Source organism: Pseudomonas sp. 5.2, from assembly GCF_059025405.1.
The window spans coordinates 283,743-300,301 of the sequence record NZ_JBYBHH010000004.1; the positions used below are offsets into that span (position 1 = coordinate 283,743).

Here is a 16,559-nt window from a genome sequence, read left to right on the forward strand (position 1 = left end):
CCATCATAATCAATTCAATGAATATGAAAATCGCAAAAACCCCAACATAACAATCTACAAAATCGATTTGTCAGCGCTTGGCTACTCGCTCCAGAACAGCACGCTCACGGTTGAACGCCAGGAAGTACTTGTTGACACTGTTGACGAAGTTGACTGGCCCCATGCCCACCTGCTCCATCGCAATGCGCTCGGTCTGGAAGAACCACTGGTTGCCGTTGAGCCCCCGACGGCGGGCTTCGGCACGCATCGCCTGGACCCGTTCAGGCCCCAGGTTATAGGCCGCCAGCACAAACGCCATGCGCTCTCGCTCGTTGATCTGGGCACTGGCAAAGAACTTGCGCCGGATCAGCGCCAGGTAGCGGGCACTGGCTTGGACGTTGCCATCGACCGTGGCGGTATTGCTCACCCCGACCCGTTGCGCGGCCGACGGGGTAATCTGCATCAGGCCATGGGCGCCGCCCGTGCCGCGGGCCGATGGGTTGAGTGTCGATTCCTTGAAGGCGAGCGCGGCCAGGTTGAGCCAGTCGATCTGCTGCGCCTCGCCATGCTTCTGCAGCACCGCACGCACTGCGCTCAGCCGCTGCCGATCCTTGCTCGCCAAGGGGTTGTGTACGCGGTACTGGCGACGGTAGATGCGCTCGAACGCGGCATCCTGGTTATCCGGTGCGCGGTAACCCTGCAGAAAGCGATCGACGCTGGCCAGCAGCCGCGGCGCGTCGCGCCCCACGTACCAGCGCATGGCTTGCGGCGCCCCCAGGTGCACACGGCTGTCCAGGCGCAGACGCGGCATCACCCTGGCCCAACGCAGGGCAATCGGGCGCTCGACCACTGTCAGGTGATAGATACCGGCCTGGACCATTTCCAGCACGTCTTCCACCGCCAGGGTCGAGTCGACCCACTCAACCTTGATCGGCGCACGCTTGCGCAAGGCCAATTGCTGGTTCACCTGCTGGATCAAAGGCCCGGCGGCACTGGCACTGGTCAAGGCGACCGTACGCCCCGACAACTGCTCGACATGGCTGAAGCTGCGCTCGCCTTTGCGCCCGACCAGCATCAGCGGCACCTGGTCGAGCACCGGCGCGCTACTGCTGACGCCCCGCACCACCACCGGGTCGAGCAGTTCACCCGGGGCAGCCAAGTCCCCTTCGCCGCGCTGCAGGGCACCCAGCAACTGCTCTTTGGCGCGGGGGATGAGTTTCAGCTGAATCTGCTGCCCATCGCCAGCCCGGGCATTCAGGTAATGCTCAAGCGCGCGCAGGCGATAGTATTCGATGCCGACCGGCTCGCCCTTGACCTCGCCAGAGCTGTTGCGGCTTTGATTGACCAACACCCGCAGCACCTTGCTGCTACGGATCTGCTGCAGGTCACGCAGCTTGCTGGGCGGGATATTCTGCTGCGGCCCTGGCAGGCGTGCCTGGGCAGCACCAGCAGTGGTCAGCCCAAGCATCAGCAAGAAGGTCAGCAGGTATCGCAGCATGCGAAGCGTGTCCGAGGTCGGTGGGCGGCGTTCATGTGGCATCGCCGCTTCGTGATAAATGACGGCAGAAGACCACGGCAACAGCATGAAGTTCTTGGTTTTTTCCGAAAAACGCGGATTTTGCTATGCTGGCCGCCCCGCGGCACGAGATAGCACCATGCAACTGATCGATATCGGCGTCAACCTGACCAACAGCAGTTTCCACGACCAACAGGCGGCCATCGTCGAGCGCGCCATCGAAGCTGGCGTGGCGCAGATGGTCCTGACGGGCACCAGCCTGGCGGTCAGCGAGAAGGCGCTGGAGCTGTGCCAGCAGCTGGATGCAAGCGCTGAACACCTGTTCGCCACCGCTGGCGTGCACCCTCACGATGCCAAATCCTGGGATGCCAACAGCGAGCCTCAGCTGCGCCAATTGCTGAATGAGCAACGGGTACGGGCAGTGGGCGAATGCGGCTTGGACTTCAACCGCGACTTCTCCCCTCGCCCGCTGCAGGAAAAGGCCTTGGAAGCTCAACTGGCGCTGGCTGCCGAACTGGGCTTGCCGGTGTTTCTGCACGAACGTGATGCCAGCGAGCGCTTACTGGCCATCCTGAGGGGCTACCGCGACCACCTGAGCGGTGCCGTGGTGCACTGTTTTACCGGCGAGCGTGAAGCATTGTTCGCCTATCTGGACATGGACCTGCACATCGGCATAACCGGCTGGATCTGCGATGAACGCCGCGGAACGCACCTGCATCCCCTGGTCGGCAACATCCCGGAAGGCCGCCTGATGCTCGAGAGCGATGCGCCCTACCTGCTGCCGCGCAGCCTGAGGCCCAAGCCTAAAAACGGCCGTAACGAACCGGCGTTTCTACCGGAGGTGCTGAGGGAAGTGGCGTTGCACCGGGGCGAGCCCGTGGAGCACACGGCAGCCCATACGACGGCGGCTGCACGGGCATTCTTTCGGCTAGCCTAAGCTGGCCCCAGCCCTAATGCCAGTCAGTTAGGGCCTAGGGGGCCGCTGCGCGGCCCATCGCAGCGGTTCGGCGCCCCGACAAGCCAGCTCCTACAGATGTAGCGTATTTCTTGAGAATCTCGCTCACCTGTAGGAGCTGGCTTGTCGGGGCGCCGAACCGCTGCGATGGGCTGCACAGCAGCCCCAATTAAGGCGGATGAAGCTTAACTGACTGGCATTAACCCCTGCCTGTTTTTTCTTGATACATATCAAGAATGCCTCTGTCGGGTGCAGGCACAATGATGGCACCTTGCCAATATTGTTTCCGCTCAACTCAGAGAAGACCTGCCCATGGGTGCCTGGCTTAGCAATGTTTCCCTGAAGTACAAGTTCTGGGCCGTCAACGCGGTGGCCTTTGTCACGACCTTGCTGCTGGTGCTCTACGCCGTGCACCTGGAGCAACGCGCCCGCGCCGACGCGGCCCAGGCGCAAGCTGCGGCACAAGCCCAGCTGTTGTCCGCCTGGCCTGCCGGGCAAGCGCTGCCCCGGCAAGCCAATGTCATCAGCTGGTTGCCGGGCCAGACGCCAAGTTTTGCTGGCGAACCGATCGAAGCCCTGCGCAACGCCCAGGGCTGGGTCGACCTGCCCGCCGCGTGGCTGCTGGGCGACAACCCGCTGCGCGGCGCCCAGGTGCTGCAACACGGCGACCAGCAGGTTGCCGTAGTGGCCCAGTCGCCAAGCGTGCGCCAGGTGTTCTTCGAACGCTTCACCAACTACGCCGTGTGCGTACTGATCCTGATGCTGGCCATGCTCGGAGCTTCGCAGTTGCTGATCCGCTTCCTGCTCAGCCAGCTCAACACCCTCAAGGACGTCATGCTGCACGTGGAGAAGACCGGCGACCTGTCGGCGCGGGTGCCGTTGGCATGTGGCGACGAAGTCGGCCAGATGGCAGGGGCCTTCAATGCCATGCAGTCGACCTACCACCGTGTGGTCAGCACCGTGGCCCTCACCGCCGCGCAACTCGACGCCGGTGCAGCGCGCCTGGCGTCTAGCATGAACGACGTGCGCCACGGCATGCTCGGCCAGCAAAGTGAAACCGACCAGGCCGCCACGGCCATCAACGAGATGTCGGCCACGGTGCACCACATTGCCCAGCATGCCGGCGCTACCCGCGACCTGTCGCAGACGGCCGATACGCTCGCCGGCAGCGGCCAGGAAGTGGTTAGCCGCGTACAGGATTCGATCGCAGGGCTGTCCAGCGGCGTGCAGCAGACCGCCGAGATGATCCGCCAACTGGCCGAGGACAGCCAGAAGATCAACGGCGTGGTGGGGGTGATCCACAGCATTGCCGAGCAAACCAACCTGCTGGCACTGAACGCCGCCATCGAAGCAGCACGCGCGGGCGACTTGGGCCGCGGCTTCGCGGTGGTCGCCGATGAAGTACGCAACCTGGCCAAACGCGTGCAGACCTCGACCGACGAGATCACCACCATGGTCTCCGCGCTTCAGTCCGGCACCCGCGATGCAGTGGAGTTCATGCAGGAAAGCTCGTACAAGGCCGACGATTGCGTTAAACAGGCTCAGGCAGCCGGTGAGGCGCTGGCCGAGATTACCGGTGCAGTGGCGCAGATGCGCGAAAGCAATACCCAAATCGCCGTGGCTGCCGCAGAGCAGAGCCAGGTGGCCGAAGAAATGAACCGGGCGGTGGTGAGCATCCGTGATGTCACCGAACACACCGTGCAACAGACCGTCGGCTCGGCCACCACCAGCAACGAATTAGCGACCCTTGCTGGCGAGCTGAACAAGGCCATAGGCCAGCTCAAGCTATAGTCACTTTAGCGTGTCACGATAGCCAGGCTCGATTGGCCCCCTCCCCCAGGCCGCACTAAGCTTTGGGCATGACCGAGAGGAAATGCCCATGAGCAAACGCCTGCCCAATCTGCCCGCCTGGCAATGGCGTGGCTATCACCATAACCATCGCCACCCGACCAACCTGGCGCTGCACCTGATTGCCGTACCTCTGTTCATTCTCGGTGTGCTGCTGGTGCTGTCCGGCCTGTTTGCCCTGGACCTGGGTCAGCTTGCCGTTGGCATCATTTCTCTGATCGCTGGCCTGGGCTTGCAACGTCACGGGCATCGACTAGAAGCGCAACAACCCGAGCCGTTTGCCAACCGCAAGGACGCCGTACAGCGCCTGCTGACGGAACAGTTCATCACCTTTCCGCGCTTTGTACTGAGCGGTGCCTGGTGGCGGGCCTGGCGCGAACGGCACAAGCATCGCCACTGAAGGCTGAAGAGGACATCTAGGCGAAAACTGTAACCGTTTGGCGGCTTAGCGCCAGTAACTCGCCCTTTTCCGACCAGAGCGCGGCGGCGGCATGCCCATAACCATCACGCGCGTACTCGGTCTCGACGCAATACCGGCACCAGTCCAGCGTCGACAGCTTTGGCGTGGGCTGGATGAATTCGATGGTCCAAGTCAGCGTACTGCCGGCTGCCGGCTGTTTCAGGTGCGGCAACAGGCTCGGTGGCCAAGCATCTACCAAAGCCAGCAGGTGAGACACGTTCAACGCTTCGTCGGCGATGTTGCGCAAGCGTACCCAGCCGCCCATCTGCCGTGAATCGTTGCCACTGAACGGCAGCCCGCCCACCGCCCAGCGAAGGGCCACATGGCGCATGAATTCCGGGGTCACGCCTTTGATGTAAGGCAGTTCTGGGGCGGTTTGCTCCAGCGGCTTCATGGCAAACGCCGGTTGCGCTGGGATGTCGACCACCGAGGGGCGGCCTGCACCGAAGTTGCCCTGTACCAGCGTCACCACCTGCCCTTCCTGCACCGCTCGGCCAAGCAAGGTACTGACAGCCTTGCCTTCACGCAGCACGTCGACTTCGAAACGAATCGGTACACCCGCCGCCGCAGGCGCCACGAAGCTGATGGCCAAGGAGCGCACAGGGCGGTCATCGGTCAATTTCAGGCGCATTGCTTCATAGACCATGGCAGCCATCAACCCGCCGAAGGCCGCGCGGCCTTGGGCCCATGTCGGGGGGACGGTTACCGATTCAGCATTCGCTCGCACGGCGTCGAGCAGTTCAGTGAAGTTCATCGCACGTAGGCTCCTGCAGCGTATCGATCTGGGGGCACGTAGTGCACGCGCCCTGCATCGAAACATACTAACCAGCCCGCCTACACCGATCAGGCCCTAAATCGGTCATATGCCGGGCTATCGCTGCTTCAACGCCACCTGCAAAGCCTCCAGCGTGAGGTCGGATTGACGCTCCGCCTCATGCAGCTCTTGCTCCCAGTCGATCTTGCACGGCGCCAGGTCGGCGTGCTCGCGCGCTTGCAGCAACCATTGCAGGCGGTCATGCCAAGTGCCCAGGTCGCCCTGAGCCTTTTTCAGCAGGCGTTGCAGTTTTTTTCCGGCATGCTCAAGCTGCGGATACGCCTCATCACCGTAGCGTGCACGCTTGATCAACAGCCGCAGCCGATGCCGATCGTGGGCCGGATCGGCCAGTGCCTTACGCAGCTTGCGCCATTGCTGAACCAAGCGTTTGTCGATGCGTTTTTCCAGCGCATCCGCCAGGCCCTCGCGATCCGCCGCACGCAGGAACAACGGAAACGCATCCACGATCGCCAGCAGACGGGTCAGTTGCGGGCTACCAGCGACACTGGCAAAGGCCTTGCCCCGCCCTGCCAGCCGCCGCTGCCCGGCCTCGACCAAGCCCCGCTCGACCAACTCGGCCGCCAGCACCTCCCGGTCACGCAACGGCGTCGTCAATGTGCCCAGGGACTTGGCAGCGCCCTCCAGCTGTTCGACACCCGGCAACCCCCGCAGCGGCCGCAGCAGGCTGCGCAAGCGCCGTACAGCGATGCGCAGGTCGTGCAGTGCCTCGCTGTCGGTATCCGCGGCAAGCCGCTCGCGGCAGGCCAGCAGGCGCACTTGCAAGGCCAGGATTTGTGACACGACATGATCGAGCATGGCAGACATGGGACGCTCCTCGGTCAGCGGCCAGCGCGCGACTCACGAATGTAGAAACGCGCCTTCTCGGCCTTCTTGGTACACCCTTCAAAACCTTCGAACTGCTGCTGGGTCTTGGCCCCCGTCAGCAGCGACAACGCCTTCGAATAACTGACAGTACCGGCAAACCCTTCGGCCTTGGCCAGGTCGAGCTCCTTCCAGGCGGCATCCAGCTGGGTCGCGCAGCTGTCACGGTAGGCCGTCTTGCCCGCACAGCCAGCAAGGGCCAGGGCAATCAGTGGAAGGCAGATCCAGGCTTTCATCGGTAATTCCTCAAAGTCAAAAGAGTGGCTGTTCGACGCATGGGCAAGCAAAAAGTGCCCGCGTATGGGCTTTGCTTAGCGTAGATCAGCGCGGTCTACATTGAAGCACAGGCAGCAATGGGTGCATTGTTAAACCATGGTTGCACAGGCTGAGGGAAAATCATGAGTAAACGCGTGGCGCTGGTGTTGGGGTCGGGGGGTGCACGAGGGTATGCACATATCGGGGTGATCGAAGAAATAGAGCGGCGCGGCTACGACATTGCCTGCATTGCCGGCTGCTCCATGGGGGCAGTGATTGGCGGCATCTACGCCGCCGGCAAACTTGACGAGTATCGCAACTGGATCGAAAGCCTCGACTATCTGGATGTACTGCGCCTGGTCGACGTCAGCTTTCGCCTCGGTGCGATCCGCGGTGACAAGGTTTTCGGACAGATCCGCAAAATCGTCGGCGACATCAACATCGAACAGTTGCGCATTCCCTACACCGCCGTAGCCACCGACCTCACCCACCAGCAGGAAATCTGGTTTCAGGAAGGTTGCCTGCACCAGGCCATGCGCGCTTCGGCGGCGATCCCTAGCCTGTTCACCCCAGTGATGCAGGGCAACCGCATGCTGGTCGATGGCGGCATTCTCAACCCGCTGCCGATCGTGCCGGTGGTGTCCAGCCACTGCGACCTGATCATCGCGGTCAACCTCAACGCCACCAACCAGAAGCAGTACCAGTTGCCGGTGATCGAACGCCCGGCAGCCTTCAAGATGCGCTTCGATTCGCTGCTTAGCTCACTGGGGTCGCGCCTGCCGTTCCGGCGCAAGCCGGCGGAAGAACTGATACGTATCGAACAGGAAATCGTTGCCGAAGGCCTGGCCCCACCCAGCCCATGGCTGGCGGACGTCGCCGACCCGGAAGGCCAGCAGCCCGCGGCCGCGCCCGAGCGCGAAGGCGCACCCAAGTCGGCCACCGGCTCGTTCATCATCGACAACGTGGGGCCGGCTTCGCTGCTGGACCTGATCAACCAGAGCTTCGAGGTGATGCAGACGTCGTTGGCGCAGTACAAGATCGCCGGTTACCCGCCAGATGTGTTGATCAACGTACCGAAGCGGGTGTGCCGGTTCTTCGAGTTCTACAAGGCCCCCGAGCTAATCGCCTTGGGGCGGGAGATTGCGCGGGACACGCTGGACAACTACGAAGGGGTGAAGCGCTAGGAGGCCGCTCCTACAAAAGGCCAGAAACAAGACAGGCCGCATTATGCGGCCTGTCTTGTCATGCAGTGATCACTCAGTAACGGGTGATATCGGCATTGGCTTCCAGCTGCTTGCGGTAAGCCGCAAAGTCTTGCTGGCCGGCACGCGACGCGAGGTAGCGGCGAATCTGCTGCTTCTCTTCGTCGGTGGCGGCGGCGCCTTCGTTGACACCTTTGAGCTGCAAGACAACCAGGCTGCCATCGCCCAGGACCACGCTGCTGTACACCGGCTTGTCCTTGGCTTGCGGCTTGCCCAGGCGGAACACGGCCTGCAGTTCGGCCGGGTCGATACCTTCCTCACCGCGGGTCACCGCCTCGTAGGCTTTCCAGCCCTGCCCTTCATGGACGCTGCCAGCGGCAACAGAACCATCACGCAGGCCGGCAATCAGCTTGTCCGCCTTGGTCTTGAGCTCGGCAGTCGCCTTCTCCTTGGCCAGGTGTTCGCTGATGTTCTTGGCCACGGCTTCCAGCGGCAGTTGTTCTGGCTTGCGGTGCTCCTTGACGCGCAGCACCACGGTGGTTTCCGGATCGAGCTCGATGGCGGTGCTGTTGGCACCCTCTTCCAGCACTTCTTCCGAGAACGCCGCCTGGACCACTGCGCGGTTGGCGGTGATACCTTCGCCACCCTCACGGCCGAAGGCTGCGGAGGTGTGCACCTTCAGGTTCAGGTCCTGTGCCGGCTGAGCCAGGTCAGACGCCTCGTACGCGGCATCCTGCAACTGCTTGCTGGCGTCGACGTAGCGCTGTTCCACCAGCGGGATCTTCAGGTCACGGGTGAGCTTGTCTTTCAGGCTGGCGAAGCTCGGCACTTCCGGCGCCTCGACACCCAGCAGCTTGATCAGGTGGTAACCGAACTCGGTGCGAACCGGGGCCGATACCTGGCCATCCTTCAGCTTGTACAAAGCATCTTCGAAGGCTGGGTCGTACACGCCCGGGCCGGCGAAGCCAAGGTCACCACCGCTGTTGGCCGAACCTGGGTCCTGGGAGAACTCCTTGGCCAGTGCGGCGAAGTTTTCACCCTTGGCCAGGCGCTGCTCGATCTCTTCGGCACGGGCCTTGGCCTGGGCGTCGGTGACCTTGTCGTTGACCTCGATGAGAATGTGCGCCGCATGGCGCTGCTCGGCGAGGTTGGCGATTTCTTTCTCGTACTGGGCCTTGAGTTCGTCGTCGCTGACCTTGACCTGGTCGAAGAACACCGACTTTTTCAGCTCGATGTAATCGATGACCACCTGGTCGGGCGACATGAATTCCTTGGCATGCTTCTCGTAGTGCGCCTTGACCTCTTCTTCGCTGACCTTGACCGCGGCCGGGTCGGCCTTGAAGGTCAGGGAGGCGAAATCACGGGTCTGCTTCTCAAGGCGTGCAAACGCCTCGACCTGCTTGTCAGTGACGAAGCTGCTGCCGGCAAGGCCGGTACGCAATTGGCCAATGAGCATTTCTTCGGCGAGCATGTCGCGGAATTGCAGGCGGCCGTAGCCCATCTGGCGAATGACCTGGTCGAAACGATCGGCGTTGAACTTGCCGTCAACCTGGAATTCCGGGGTTTGCAGGATCACTTGATCCAGCGCGGCCTCGGAGAAGGCGAACTTGGCATCTTCAGCACCTTGCAACAACAGCTTGCGGGTGATCAGGCCTTTGAGCGCCTCATCACGCAGCAGCTTGTCATCCAGCAGTGCAGGGTCGAAATCCTTGCCCAGCTGTTGCATCAGCTGGCGGCGCTGCATGTCGGCCGCTTGGCTCAGCTCGTTCTGGCTGATGGTCTGGCCGTTCACCTTGGCGGCGTCCTGGCTATGGCTGGCAGCCTGGAAAATGGCCTCGAAGCCGGTCAACGCCATCAACACGACGATTAGGCCGATGATGGTCTTGGCAATCCAACCTTGTGAATTGTCCCTGATATTTTGCAGCATGCGTCCCCCAGAAACGGCTGTACCACTGCGTCGACAACCGCGGAGCGTGGGTAGAATCCTGATAAAAGAAAGGCGCATCCGAGGATGCGCCTTTTCTTAGCAAACGTGTCAGGCGGGAACGTTTGCGACCCGCCTTAACGTGCTCGGACCTGGCGAAGCCGGGCCCGGCTGAAAGAGACGACTTAGTTGACGGCGTCTTTCAGGCCTTTGCCAGCCTTGAAACCTGGAACCTTGGCAGCAGCGATTTTGATGGCGTTGCCGGTTTGCGGGTTGCGGCCGGTGCGCTCGGCGCGCTCCTTGACCGAGAAGGTGCCGAAGCCAACCAGAACGACGTCGTCGCCTGCTTTCAGGGCACCCGTTACGGAGTCGATCACAGCGTCCAGAGCCTTACCTGCGGTAGCTTTGGAAATGTCAGCCGATGCAGCGATAGCGTCAATCAGTTCCGACTTGTTCACTCTAAGTCCCCTTATTTCTCTATTGAGTTTGTTTCTAAGTATGTAATGAAAAGCGTATCAAACGAGTGCTGGGTGGCCTGATAACAATAGCGTGCCGCTTTATAGCAAGGCCCCGAAAAAACTGTCAAGGAAAGCCCCCCAGCCAAAAACTACTAATGCGTGCTGATTCTTTCCTTCGCGTCGCTGTCGCGCTTCTCTTCCTTCGCGACAATCTCCGGAGCCACATCTGGCAAGGGCTCCGGGGCGTATTGCAGCGCAATTTGCAGGACTTCGTCAATCCATTTGACCGGTTTGATCTGAAGATCCTGTTTGATATTTTCCGGAATCTCCTTCAGATCGCGAACATTCTCCTCGGGAATGATCACCGTCTTGATACCACCACGGTGTGCCGCCAGCAGTTTTTCCTTCAACCCACCAATGGCCAGCACCTGGCCACGCAGGGTGATCTCGCCGGTCATGGCCACATCGGCACGCACCGGAATCTGTGTCAGCGCCGACACCAGTGCGGTGCACATGCCAACACCGGCACTCGGGCCATCCTTCGGCGTAGCACCTTCAGGCATGTGGATGTGCACATCGTGCTTCTCGTGGAAGTCGGCTGCGATGCCCAGGCTGCGGGCGCGGCTGCGTACCACGGTCTGCGCGGCAGTGATCGACTCGACCATGACATCGCCCAGGGAACCGGTCTTGATCAGCTGGCCCTTGCCAGGGATGACCACGGCCTCGATGGTCAGCAACTCGCCGCCCACTTGGGTCCATGCCAGGCCGGTTACCTGGCCGATCTGGTCCTGCTGCTCGGCGAGGCCGTAGCGGAACTTGCGCACGCCCAGCAGGTGCTCGAGCTGCTCGCTGGACACCTTGACCTTGACCTGCTTCTGGCCGGTATGTTCCTTGACCACCTTGCGGCAGACCTTGGCAATTTGCCGCTCCAGGCCCCGCACACCGGCTTCGCGGGTGTAGTAGCGAATAATGTCGCGGATCGCCGAGATATCGACCTCGAGCTCTTCCTTCTTCAAGCCGTTGGCTTTGACCTGCTTGGGCACCAGGTACTTGACTGCGATGTTGATCTTCTCGTCTTCGGTGTAGCCCGGCAGACGGATGACCTCCATCCGGTCCAGCAGCGCTGGCGGGATGTTCATCGAGTTGGAGGTGCACAGGAACATCACGTCCGAGAGGTCGTAGTCGACTTCCAGGTAGTGGTCGTTGAAGTTGTGGTTCTGCTCAGGGTCGAGCACTTCGAGCAGCGCCGAGGCAGGGTCGCCACGCATGTCACTGCCCATCTTGTCGATTTCGTCGAGCAGGAACAGCGGGTTACGCACGCCGACCTTGGTCATCTTCTGGATCAGACGACCTGGCATGGAGCCAATGTAGGTGCGACGGTGGCCACGGATCTCGGCCTCGTCACGCACACCGCCGAGGGCCATGCGCACGAACTTGCGGTTGGTAGCAGCGGCAATCGACTCGGCCAGCGAGGTTTTACCGACGCCAGGCGGGCCGACCAGGCACAGCACCGGGCCACGGATTTTCTTGACGCGCTTTTGCACGGCAAGGTATTCGAGAATGCGTTCCTTGACCTCTTCCAGGCCATAGTGGTCGGCATCGAGGATTTCCTCGGCCTTGGTCAGGTCCAGGCGCACCTTGCTCTGGGCCTTCCACGGCACCTGCACGAGCCAGTCGAGGTAGGAGCGAACCACCGTAGCCTCGGCCGACATCGGCGACATCTGCTTGAGCTTGTTCAGCTCGGCCTGGGCCTTGGTCAGGGCATCTTTGGGCAGGCCAGCGGCTTCGATGCGCTTTTTCAGCTCTTCGACTTCGTTGTGGCCTTCGTCGCCATCGCCGAGCTCTTTCTGAATGGCCTTCATCTGCTCATTCAGGTAGTACTCGCGCTGGCTGCGCTCCATCTGCTTCTTGACCCGACCACGGATGCGCTTCTCGACCTGCAACAGGTCGATTTCGGCATCCAGCAACGCCAACACGTGCTCGACGCGTGTCGCCAGGTCGACAATCTCGAGGATTTCCTGCTTCTGTTCGATTTTCAGCGCCATGTGCGCGGCCATGGTATCGACCAGGCGCCCAGGCTCTTCGATGCTGTTCAACGAGGACAGTACTTCGGCAGGGACTTTTTTGCCCAGTTGCACGTACTGTTCGAACTGCGACAGCAACGTGCGCACGAAGACCTCCGACTCGCGCTCGGCGGCGTCGACTTCGTCGATCAGGGAGACTTCGGCACGGATGTGCCCTTCCACTTCCGTGAAGCGCTCTACCGCGCCACGCTGCTCGCCCTCTACCAGCACCTTGACGGTGCCATCGGGCAGCTTCAGCAATTGCAGTACGGTGGCAACGGTGCCGACGCGGTACAAGGCATCTTCGCCTGGATCGTCATCGGCTGGGTTTTTCTGGGCCAGCAGCAAAATCTGCTTCTCGCCCGTCATCGCGGCCTCTAGGGCTTCAATGGATTTTTCGCGCCCCACAAACAGCGGGATGACCATGTGCGGGTAAACAACGACATCGCGCAATGGCAAAAGAGGCAAGTCGAGGGTGGTCTTCATGATTTCGCCTCTAACAGCGGCCTTGATGGCCGGAAACCGGTGGAAATGATGCTTGGACCTAATGTGGGGGCACGCTTGGGAAATTACAAGCGCTTGCGCAGGAAAAGCAGAAAGGGGCCCGTAGGCCCCTTTCTTGCTTGCAACCATCACCCAAGCATCACCTGAATCAGGCGTCGGGTGCGGCCTTGGCTTGCGGCTCGCTGTTCTCGTAGATCATCAGCGGCTGCGAAGTCCCTTCGATGACGCTCTCATCGATCACCACCTTGCTGACATCCTTCTGCGAAGGAATCTCGTACATGGTGTCGAGCAGCACGCCTTCGAGGATGGAACGCAGGCCACGGGCGCCCGTCTTGCGCTCCAGAGCCTTGCGAGCAACGGCCTTGAGCGCATCGCTGCGGAACTCGAGGTCGACGCTTTCCATCTCGAACAGCTTGGCATACTGCTTGGTCAGTGCGTTTTTCGGCTCGGTGAGGATCTGCATCAACGCAGCCTCGTCCAGCTCATCGAGCGTCGCCAGTACTGGCAAACGGCCGACGAACTCTGGGATCAGGCCAAACTTGACCAGATCGTCCGGCTCGACTTCACGCAAGGACTCGCCAACTTTCTTGCCTTCTTCCTTGCTACGTACTTCTGCACTGAAGCCGATGCCACCCTTGGTGGAGCGGTTCTGGATGACCTTTTCCAGGCCAGAGAACGCGCCACCGCAAATGAACAGGATGTTGCGGGTATCAACCTGCAAGAATTCCTGTTGCGGGTGCTTGCGCCCACCTTGCGGTGGAACCGAAGCAACGGTGCCTTCGATCAGCTTCAACAGCGCCTGCTGCACGCCTTCGCCCGAGACGTCACGGGTGATGGACGGGTTGTCCGACTTGCGCGAAATCTTGTCGATTTCGTCGATGTAGACAATGCCCATTTGGGCCTTTTCCACGTCGTAGTCGCACTTCTGCAGCAGTTTCTGAATGATGTTCTCGACGTCCTCACCCACATAACCGGCTTCGGTCAGGGTGGTGGCATCGGCAATGGTGAACGGTACGTTCAACAGGCGTGCAAGGGTTTCGGCGAGCAGGGTCTTGCCCGAGCCAGTAGGCCCGATGAGCAGGATGTTACTCTTGCCGAGTTCGACTTCGTCGCCCTTCTTGTCACGCTGGTTAAGGCGCTTGTAGTGGTTGTATACCGCTACGGCCAGCACCTTCTTGGCGCGCTCCTGACCAATCACGTACTGGTCCAGGATGCCGCTGATTTCTTTCGGCGAAGGCAATTTGTGCGCGCTGCTCTCGGCCTGGGCTTCCTGCACCTCCTCACGGATGATGTCGTTGCACAGGTCGACGCACTCGTCGCAGATAAATACCGAGGGCCCGGCAATCAATTTGCGCACTTCGTGCTGGCTTTTGCCGCAGAAGGAGCAATAGAGCAATTTGCCGCTGTCCTCGCCGTTACGGGTGTCAGTCATTCGATCGATCCAATCCGGTAGGCTTGCAACACAAGATGAAGGCAATTGCGGGCTTTTTCAAGTCCGCAGGTAGGCGCTTTCGGCACCCACCTGCTCTGGCCCCTGGGATCAGGAGGCCAGTTGCCGCTTGTCGTATACCGAGTCGATCAGGCCGTACTCGGCCGCGCGCGAGGCGCTCATGAAGTTGTCACGCTCGGTGTCGCGCTTGATGGTCTCCAGATCCTGGCCAGTGTGGTAGGCCAGCAGCTCGTTCAGACGCGCCTTGATATTGAGGATTTCCTGGGCATGGATCTCGATATCGGTAGCCTGGCCCTGGAAGCCGCCCAGCGGCTGGTGAATCATCACGCGCGAGTTCGGCAGGCAGTGACGCTTGCCTTTGGCACCGGCAGTCAGCAGGAACGCGCCCATGCTGCAGGCCTGGCCGATGCAGATGGTCGAAACGTCCGGCTTGATGAACTGCATGGTGTCGTAGATCGACATGCCAGCGGTGACCGAGCCACCCGGCGAGTTGATGTACAGATGGATATCCTTGTCCGGGTTTTCCGCTTCGAGGAACAGCATCTGCGCTACGACGAGGTTGGCCATGTAATCCTCTACCGGGCCAACCAGGAAAATCACACGCTCCTTCAACAGGCGCGAGTAGATGTCGTAAGCGCGCTCGCCACGGGCGGACTGCTCGATAACCATCGGGACCAGGCCGCCTGCGGCCTGGATGTCAGAGCTCTGCTGAATATAAGAATTGCGGGACATGTCCTGCGCTCACTCCCAAATAGTCATGGCTTGAATACGCACAAGCCAGCGCGAAGGCTGGCTTGTGGGGGTTTCCTACGAGAGTAGCGTATTACTCGGCTTCGGCAGGTGCCTGGGCTGGTTTTACGGCTTCTTCGTACGAGACCGACTTGTCGGTCACAGTCGCTTTCTGCAGAACAGTATCTACAACTTGTTCTTCCAGCACAACCGAACGGACTTCGTTCAGTTGCTGGTCGTTCTTGTAGTACCAGGAGATGACCTGCTCAGGCTCTTGGTAAGCCGAAGCCATTTCTTCGATCATTTCGCGAACCTTGCCTTCGTCTGGCTTCAGTTCGAACTGCTTGACCACTTCAGCGACGATCAGGCCCAGGACCACACGGCGCTTGGCTTGCTCTTCGAACAGCTCAGCCGGCAGTTGCTCAGGCTTGATGTTGCCACCGAACTGCTGAACAGCCTGCACGCGCAGACGGTTGACTTCGTTTTCCAGCAGGGCTTTTGGCACTTCGATCGGGTTGGCAGCCAGCAGACCGTCCATGACCTGGTTCTTGACCTTGGCCTTGATTGCCTGACGCAGTTCACGCTCCATGTTCTTGCGAACTTCGGCGCGGAAGCCTTCCAGGGTCGATTCCTTGATGCCGAACTGAGCGAAGAAGGCTTCGTTCAGCTCAGGCAGCGCAGGGGCCGAAACGCTGTTGACGGTGATGGTGAACTCGGCGGCCTTGCCGGCCAGGTCCAGGTTCTGATAGTCCTCAGGGAAGGTCACGTTGACAACGCGCTCTTCGCCAGCCTTGGCGCCAACCAGGCCTTCTTCGAAGCCTGGGATCATGCGGCCGGAGCCCAGAACCAGCTGGGTGCCCTTGGCCGAACCGCCAGCGAACACTTCACCGTCGACCTTGCCGACGAAGTCGATGTTGACCTGGTCGTCGTTCTGCGCGGCGCGATCAACTTCTTCGAAGCGGGTGTTCTGCTTGCGCAGGACTTCCAGCATGTTGTCCAGGTCGGCGTCAGCCACTTCGGCGCTCAGGCGCTCGACGTTGATCGACTCCAGGCCAGCAACGGTGAACTCTGGGAACACTTCGAAGATTGCGACGAATTCCAGGTCCTTGCCCTTTTCGAAGGACTTCGGCTCGACGGCTGGAGCGCCGGCCGGGTTCAGCTTCTGCTCGACCACGGCTTCGTAGAACGAAGACTGGACCAGATCACCGAACACTTCCTGACGGGCTTCAGCTTCGAAACGCTGACGGATCACGCTCATCGGTACCTTGCCAGGACGGAAGCCTGCAACCTTGGCACGACGGGCAGTCTGTTGCAGACGCTTGTTGACTTCGGTCTCGACGCGCTCGGCCGGGACGGCGATGGTCATGCGGCGCTCGAGAGCGGAAGTGTTTTCAACAGAAACTTGCATGGATATTCCTCGTTGCACAGACGTTAGCCGGCGTTAGCCCGACTCCAGAATCAAGGGCAAGCATTCTAGTGAGTCGCGCAGCAGAAGTCACCCCACTCGGGACGACGGGAAA

The 16,559-nt window shown here is 60.9% G+C and carries 14 protein-coding genes; 4 read left to right on the forward strand and 10 right to left on the reverse strand.

Translation table 11 applies throughout. The annotated features are described in order from the left end of the window. Positions 1-70: 70 nt before the first annotated feature. Complete coding sequence (locus AC5PZ0_RS08975) at positions 71-1,477, reverse strand: MltF family protein (RefSeq protein ID WP_493854781.1); 1,407 nt, start codon at positions 1,475-1,477, stop codon at positions 71-73. Positions 1,478-1,634: 157 nt separating this feature from the next. On the opposite strand from AC5PZ0_RS08975, the gene AC5PZ0_RS08980 reads away from it, so the two are divergent. From AC5PZ0_RS08980 to AC5PZ0_RS08990, 3 genes are all read left to right on the forward strand, one after another. Next, on the forward strand, positions 1,635-2,432 hold the full coding sequence (locus tag AC5PZ0_RS08980) for a TatD family hydrolase (protein WP_493854723.1): 798 nt from the start codon (positions 1,635-1,637) through the stop codon (positions 2,430-2,432). 330 nt (positions 2,433-2,762) lie between these two features. After that, positions 2,763-4,241 (forward strand): methyl-accepting chemotaxis protein, encoded by a 1,479-nt coding sequence (locus AC5PZ0_RS08985; protein WP_493854724.1) that lies wholly within the window; start codon positions 2,763-2,765, stop codon positions 4,239-4,241. An 88-nt stretch (positions 4,242-4,329) separates the two neighbouring features. After that, entirely contained in the window at positions 4,330-4,698 is a 369-nt protein-coding gene (locus AC5PZ0_RS08990) for an Mpo1-like protein (protein WP_027593943.1), read from the forward strand. A gap of 16 nt (positions 4,699-4,714) precedes the next feature. Here the strand turns inward: AC5PZ0_RS08990 and AC5PZ0_RS08995 are convergent, their stop codons facing one another. From AC5PZ0_RS08995 to AC5PZ0_RS09005, 3 genes are all read right to left on the reverse strand, one after another. Then, on the reverse strand, positions 4,715-5,512 hold the full coding sequence (locus tag AC5PZ0_RS08995; RefSeq protein WP_493854725.1) for an acyl-CoA thioesterase: 798 nt from the start codon (positions 5,510-5,512) through the stop codon (positions 4,715-4,717). Between the two features lie 117 nt (positions 5,513-5,629). Next, positions 5,630-6,397: a CHAD domain-containing protein gene (locus tag AC5PZ0_RS09000; RefSeq protein ID WP_493854726.1), complete on the reverse strand. Its 768-nt coding sequence runs from the start codon at positions 6,395-6,397 to the stop codon at positions 5,630-5,632. Positions 6,398-6,411: 14 nt separating this feature from the next. Further along, positions 6,412-6,690, reverse strand: coding sequence for a hypothetical protein (locus tag AC5PZ0_RS09005; RefSeq protein ID WP_027593946.1), 279 nt, complete (start codon positions 6,688-6,690; stop codon positions 6,412-6,414). Positions 6,691-6,852: 162 nt separating this feature from the next. On the opposite strand from AC5PZ0_RS09005, the gene AC5PZ0_RS09010 reads away from it, so the two are divergent. Then, positions 6,853-7,893 carry a patatin-like phospholipase family protein gene (locus AC5PZ0_RS09010; RefSeq protein ID WP_027593947.1) on the forward strand — a complete coding sequence of 347 codons (1,041 nt, stop codon included), beginning with the start codon at positions 6,853-6,855 and terminating at the stop codon, positions 7,891-7,893. Between the two features lie 73 nt (positions 7,894-7,966). Here the strand turns inward: AC5PZ0_RS09010 and AC5PZ0_RS09015 are convergent, their stop codons facing one another. The 6 genes from AC5PZ0_RS09015 to tig form a co-directional block, all read right to left on the reverse strand. Next, complete coding sequence (locus AC5PZ0_RS09015; protein ID WP_186679025.1) at positions 7,967-9,838, reverse strand: SurA N-terminal domain-containing protein; 1,872 nt, start codon at positions 9,836-9,838, stop codon at positions 7,967-7,969. 182 nt (positions 9,839-10,020) lie between these two features. After that, on the reverse strand, positions 10,021-10,293 hold the full coding sequence (locus AC5PZ0_RS09020) for an HU family DNA-binding protein (protein WP_027593949.1): 273 nt from the start codon (positions 10,291-10,293) through the stop codon (positions 10,021-10,023). A gap of 152 nt (positions 10,294-10,445) precedes the next feature. Further along, the gene (gene lon / locus AC5PZ0_RS09025) at positions 10,446-12,842 is read right to left on the reverse strand and encodes an endopeptidase La (protein WP_027593950.1); all 2,397 of its coding nucleotides are present in this window, start codon (positions 12,840-12,842) and stop codon (positions 10,446-10,448) included. A 166-nt stretch (positions 12,843-13,008) separates the two neighbouring features. After that, positions 13,009-14,292, reverse strand: coding sequence for an ATP-dependent Clp protease ATP-binding subunit ClpX (gene clpX, locus AC5PZ0_RS09030; RefSeq protein WP_033699106.1), 1,284 nt, complete (start codon positions 14,290-14,292; stop codon positions 13,009-13,011). Between the two features lie 108 nt (positions 14,293-14,400). Further along, entirely contained in the window at positions 14,401-15,042 is a 642-nt protein-coding gene (clpP, locus tag AC5PZ0_RS09035; RefSeq protein ID WP_027593952.1) for an ATP-dependent Clp endopeptidase proteolytic subunit ClpP, read from the reverse strand. Between the two features lie 91 nt (positions 15,043-15,133). Next, positions 15,134-16,447 carry a trigger factor gene (gene tig, locus AC5PZ0_RS09040; RefSeq protein WP_493854727.1) on the reverse strand — a complete coding sequence of 438 codons (1,314 nt, stop codon included), beginning with the start codon at positions 16,445-16,447 and terminating at the stop codon, positions 15,134-15,136. Positions 16,448-16,559: the final 112 nt, after the last annotated feature.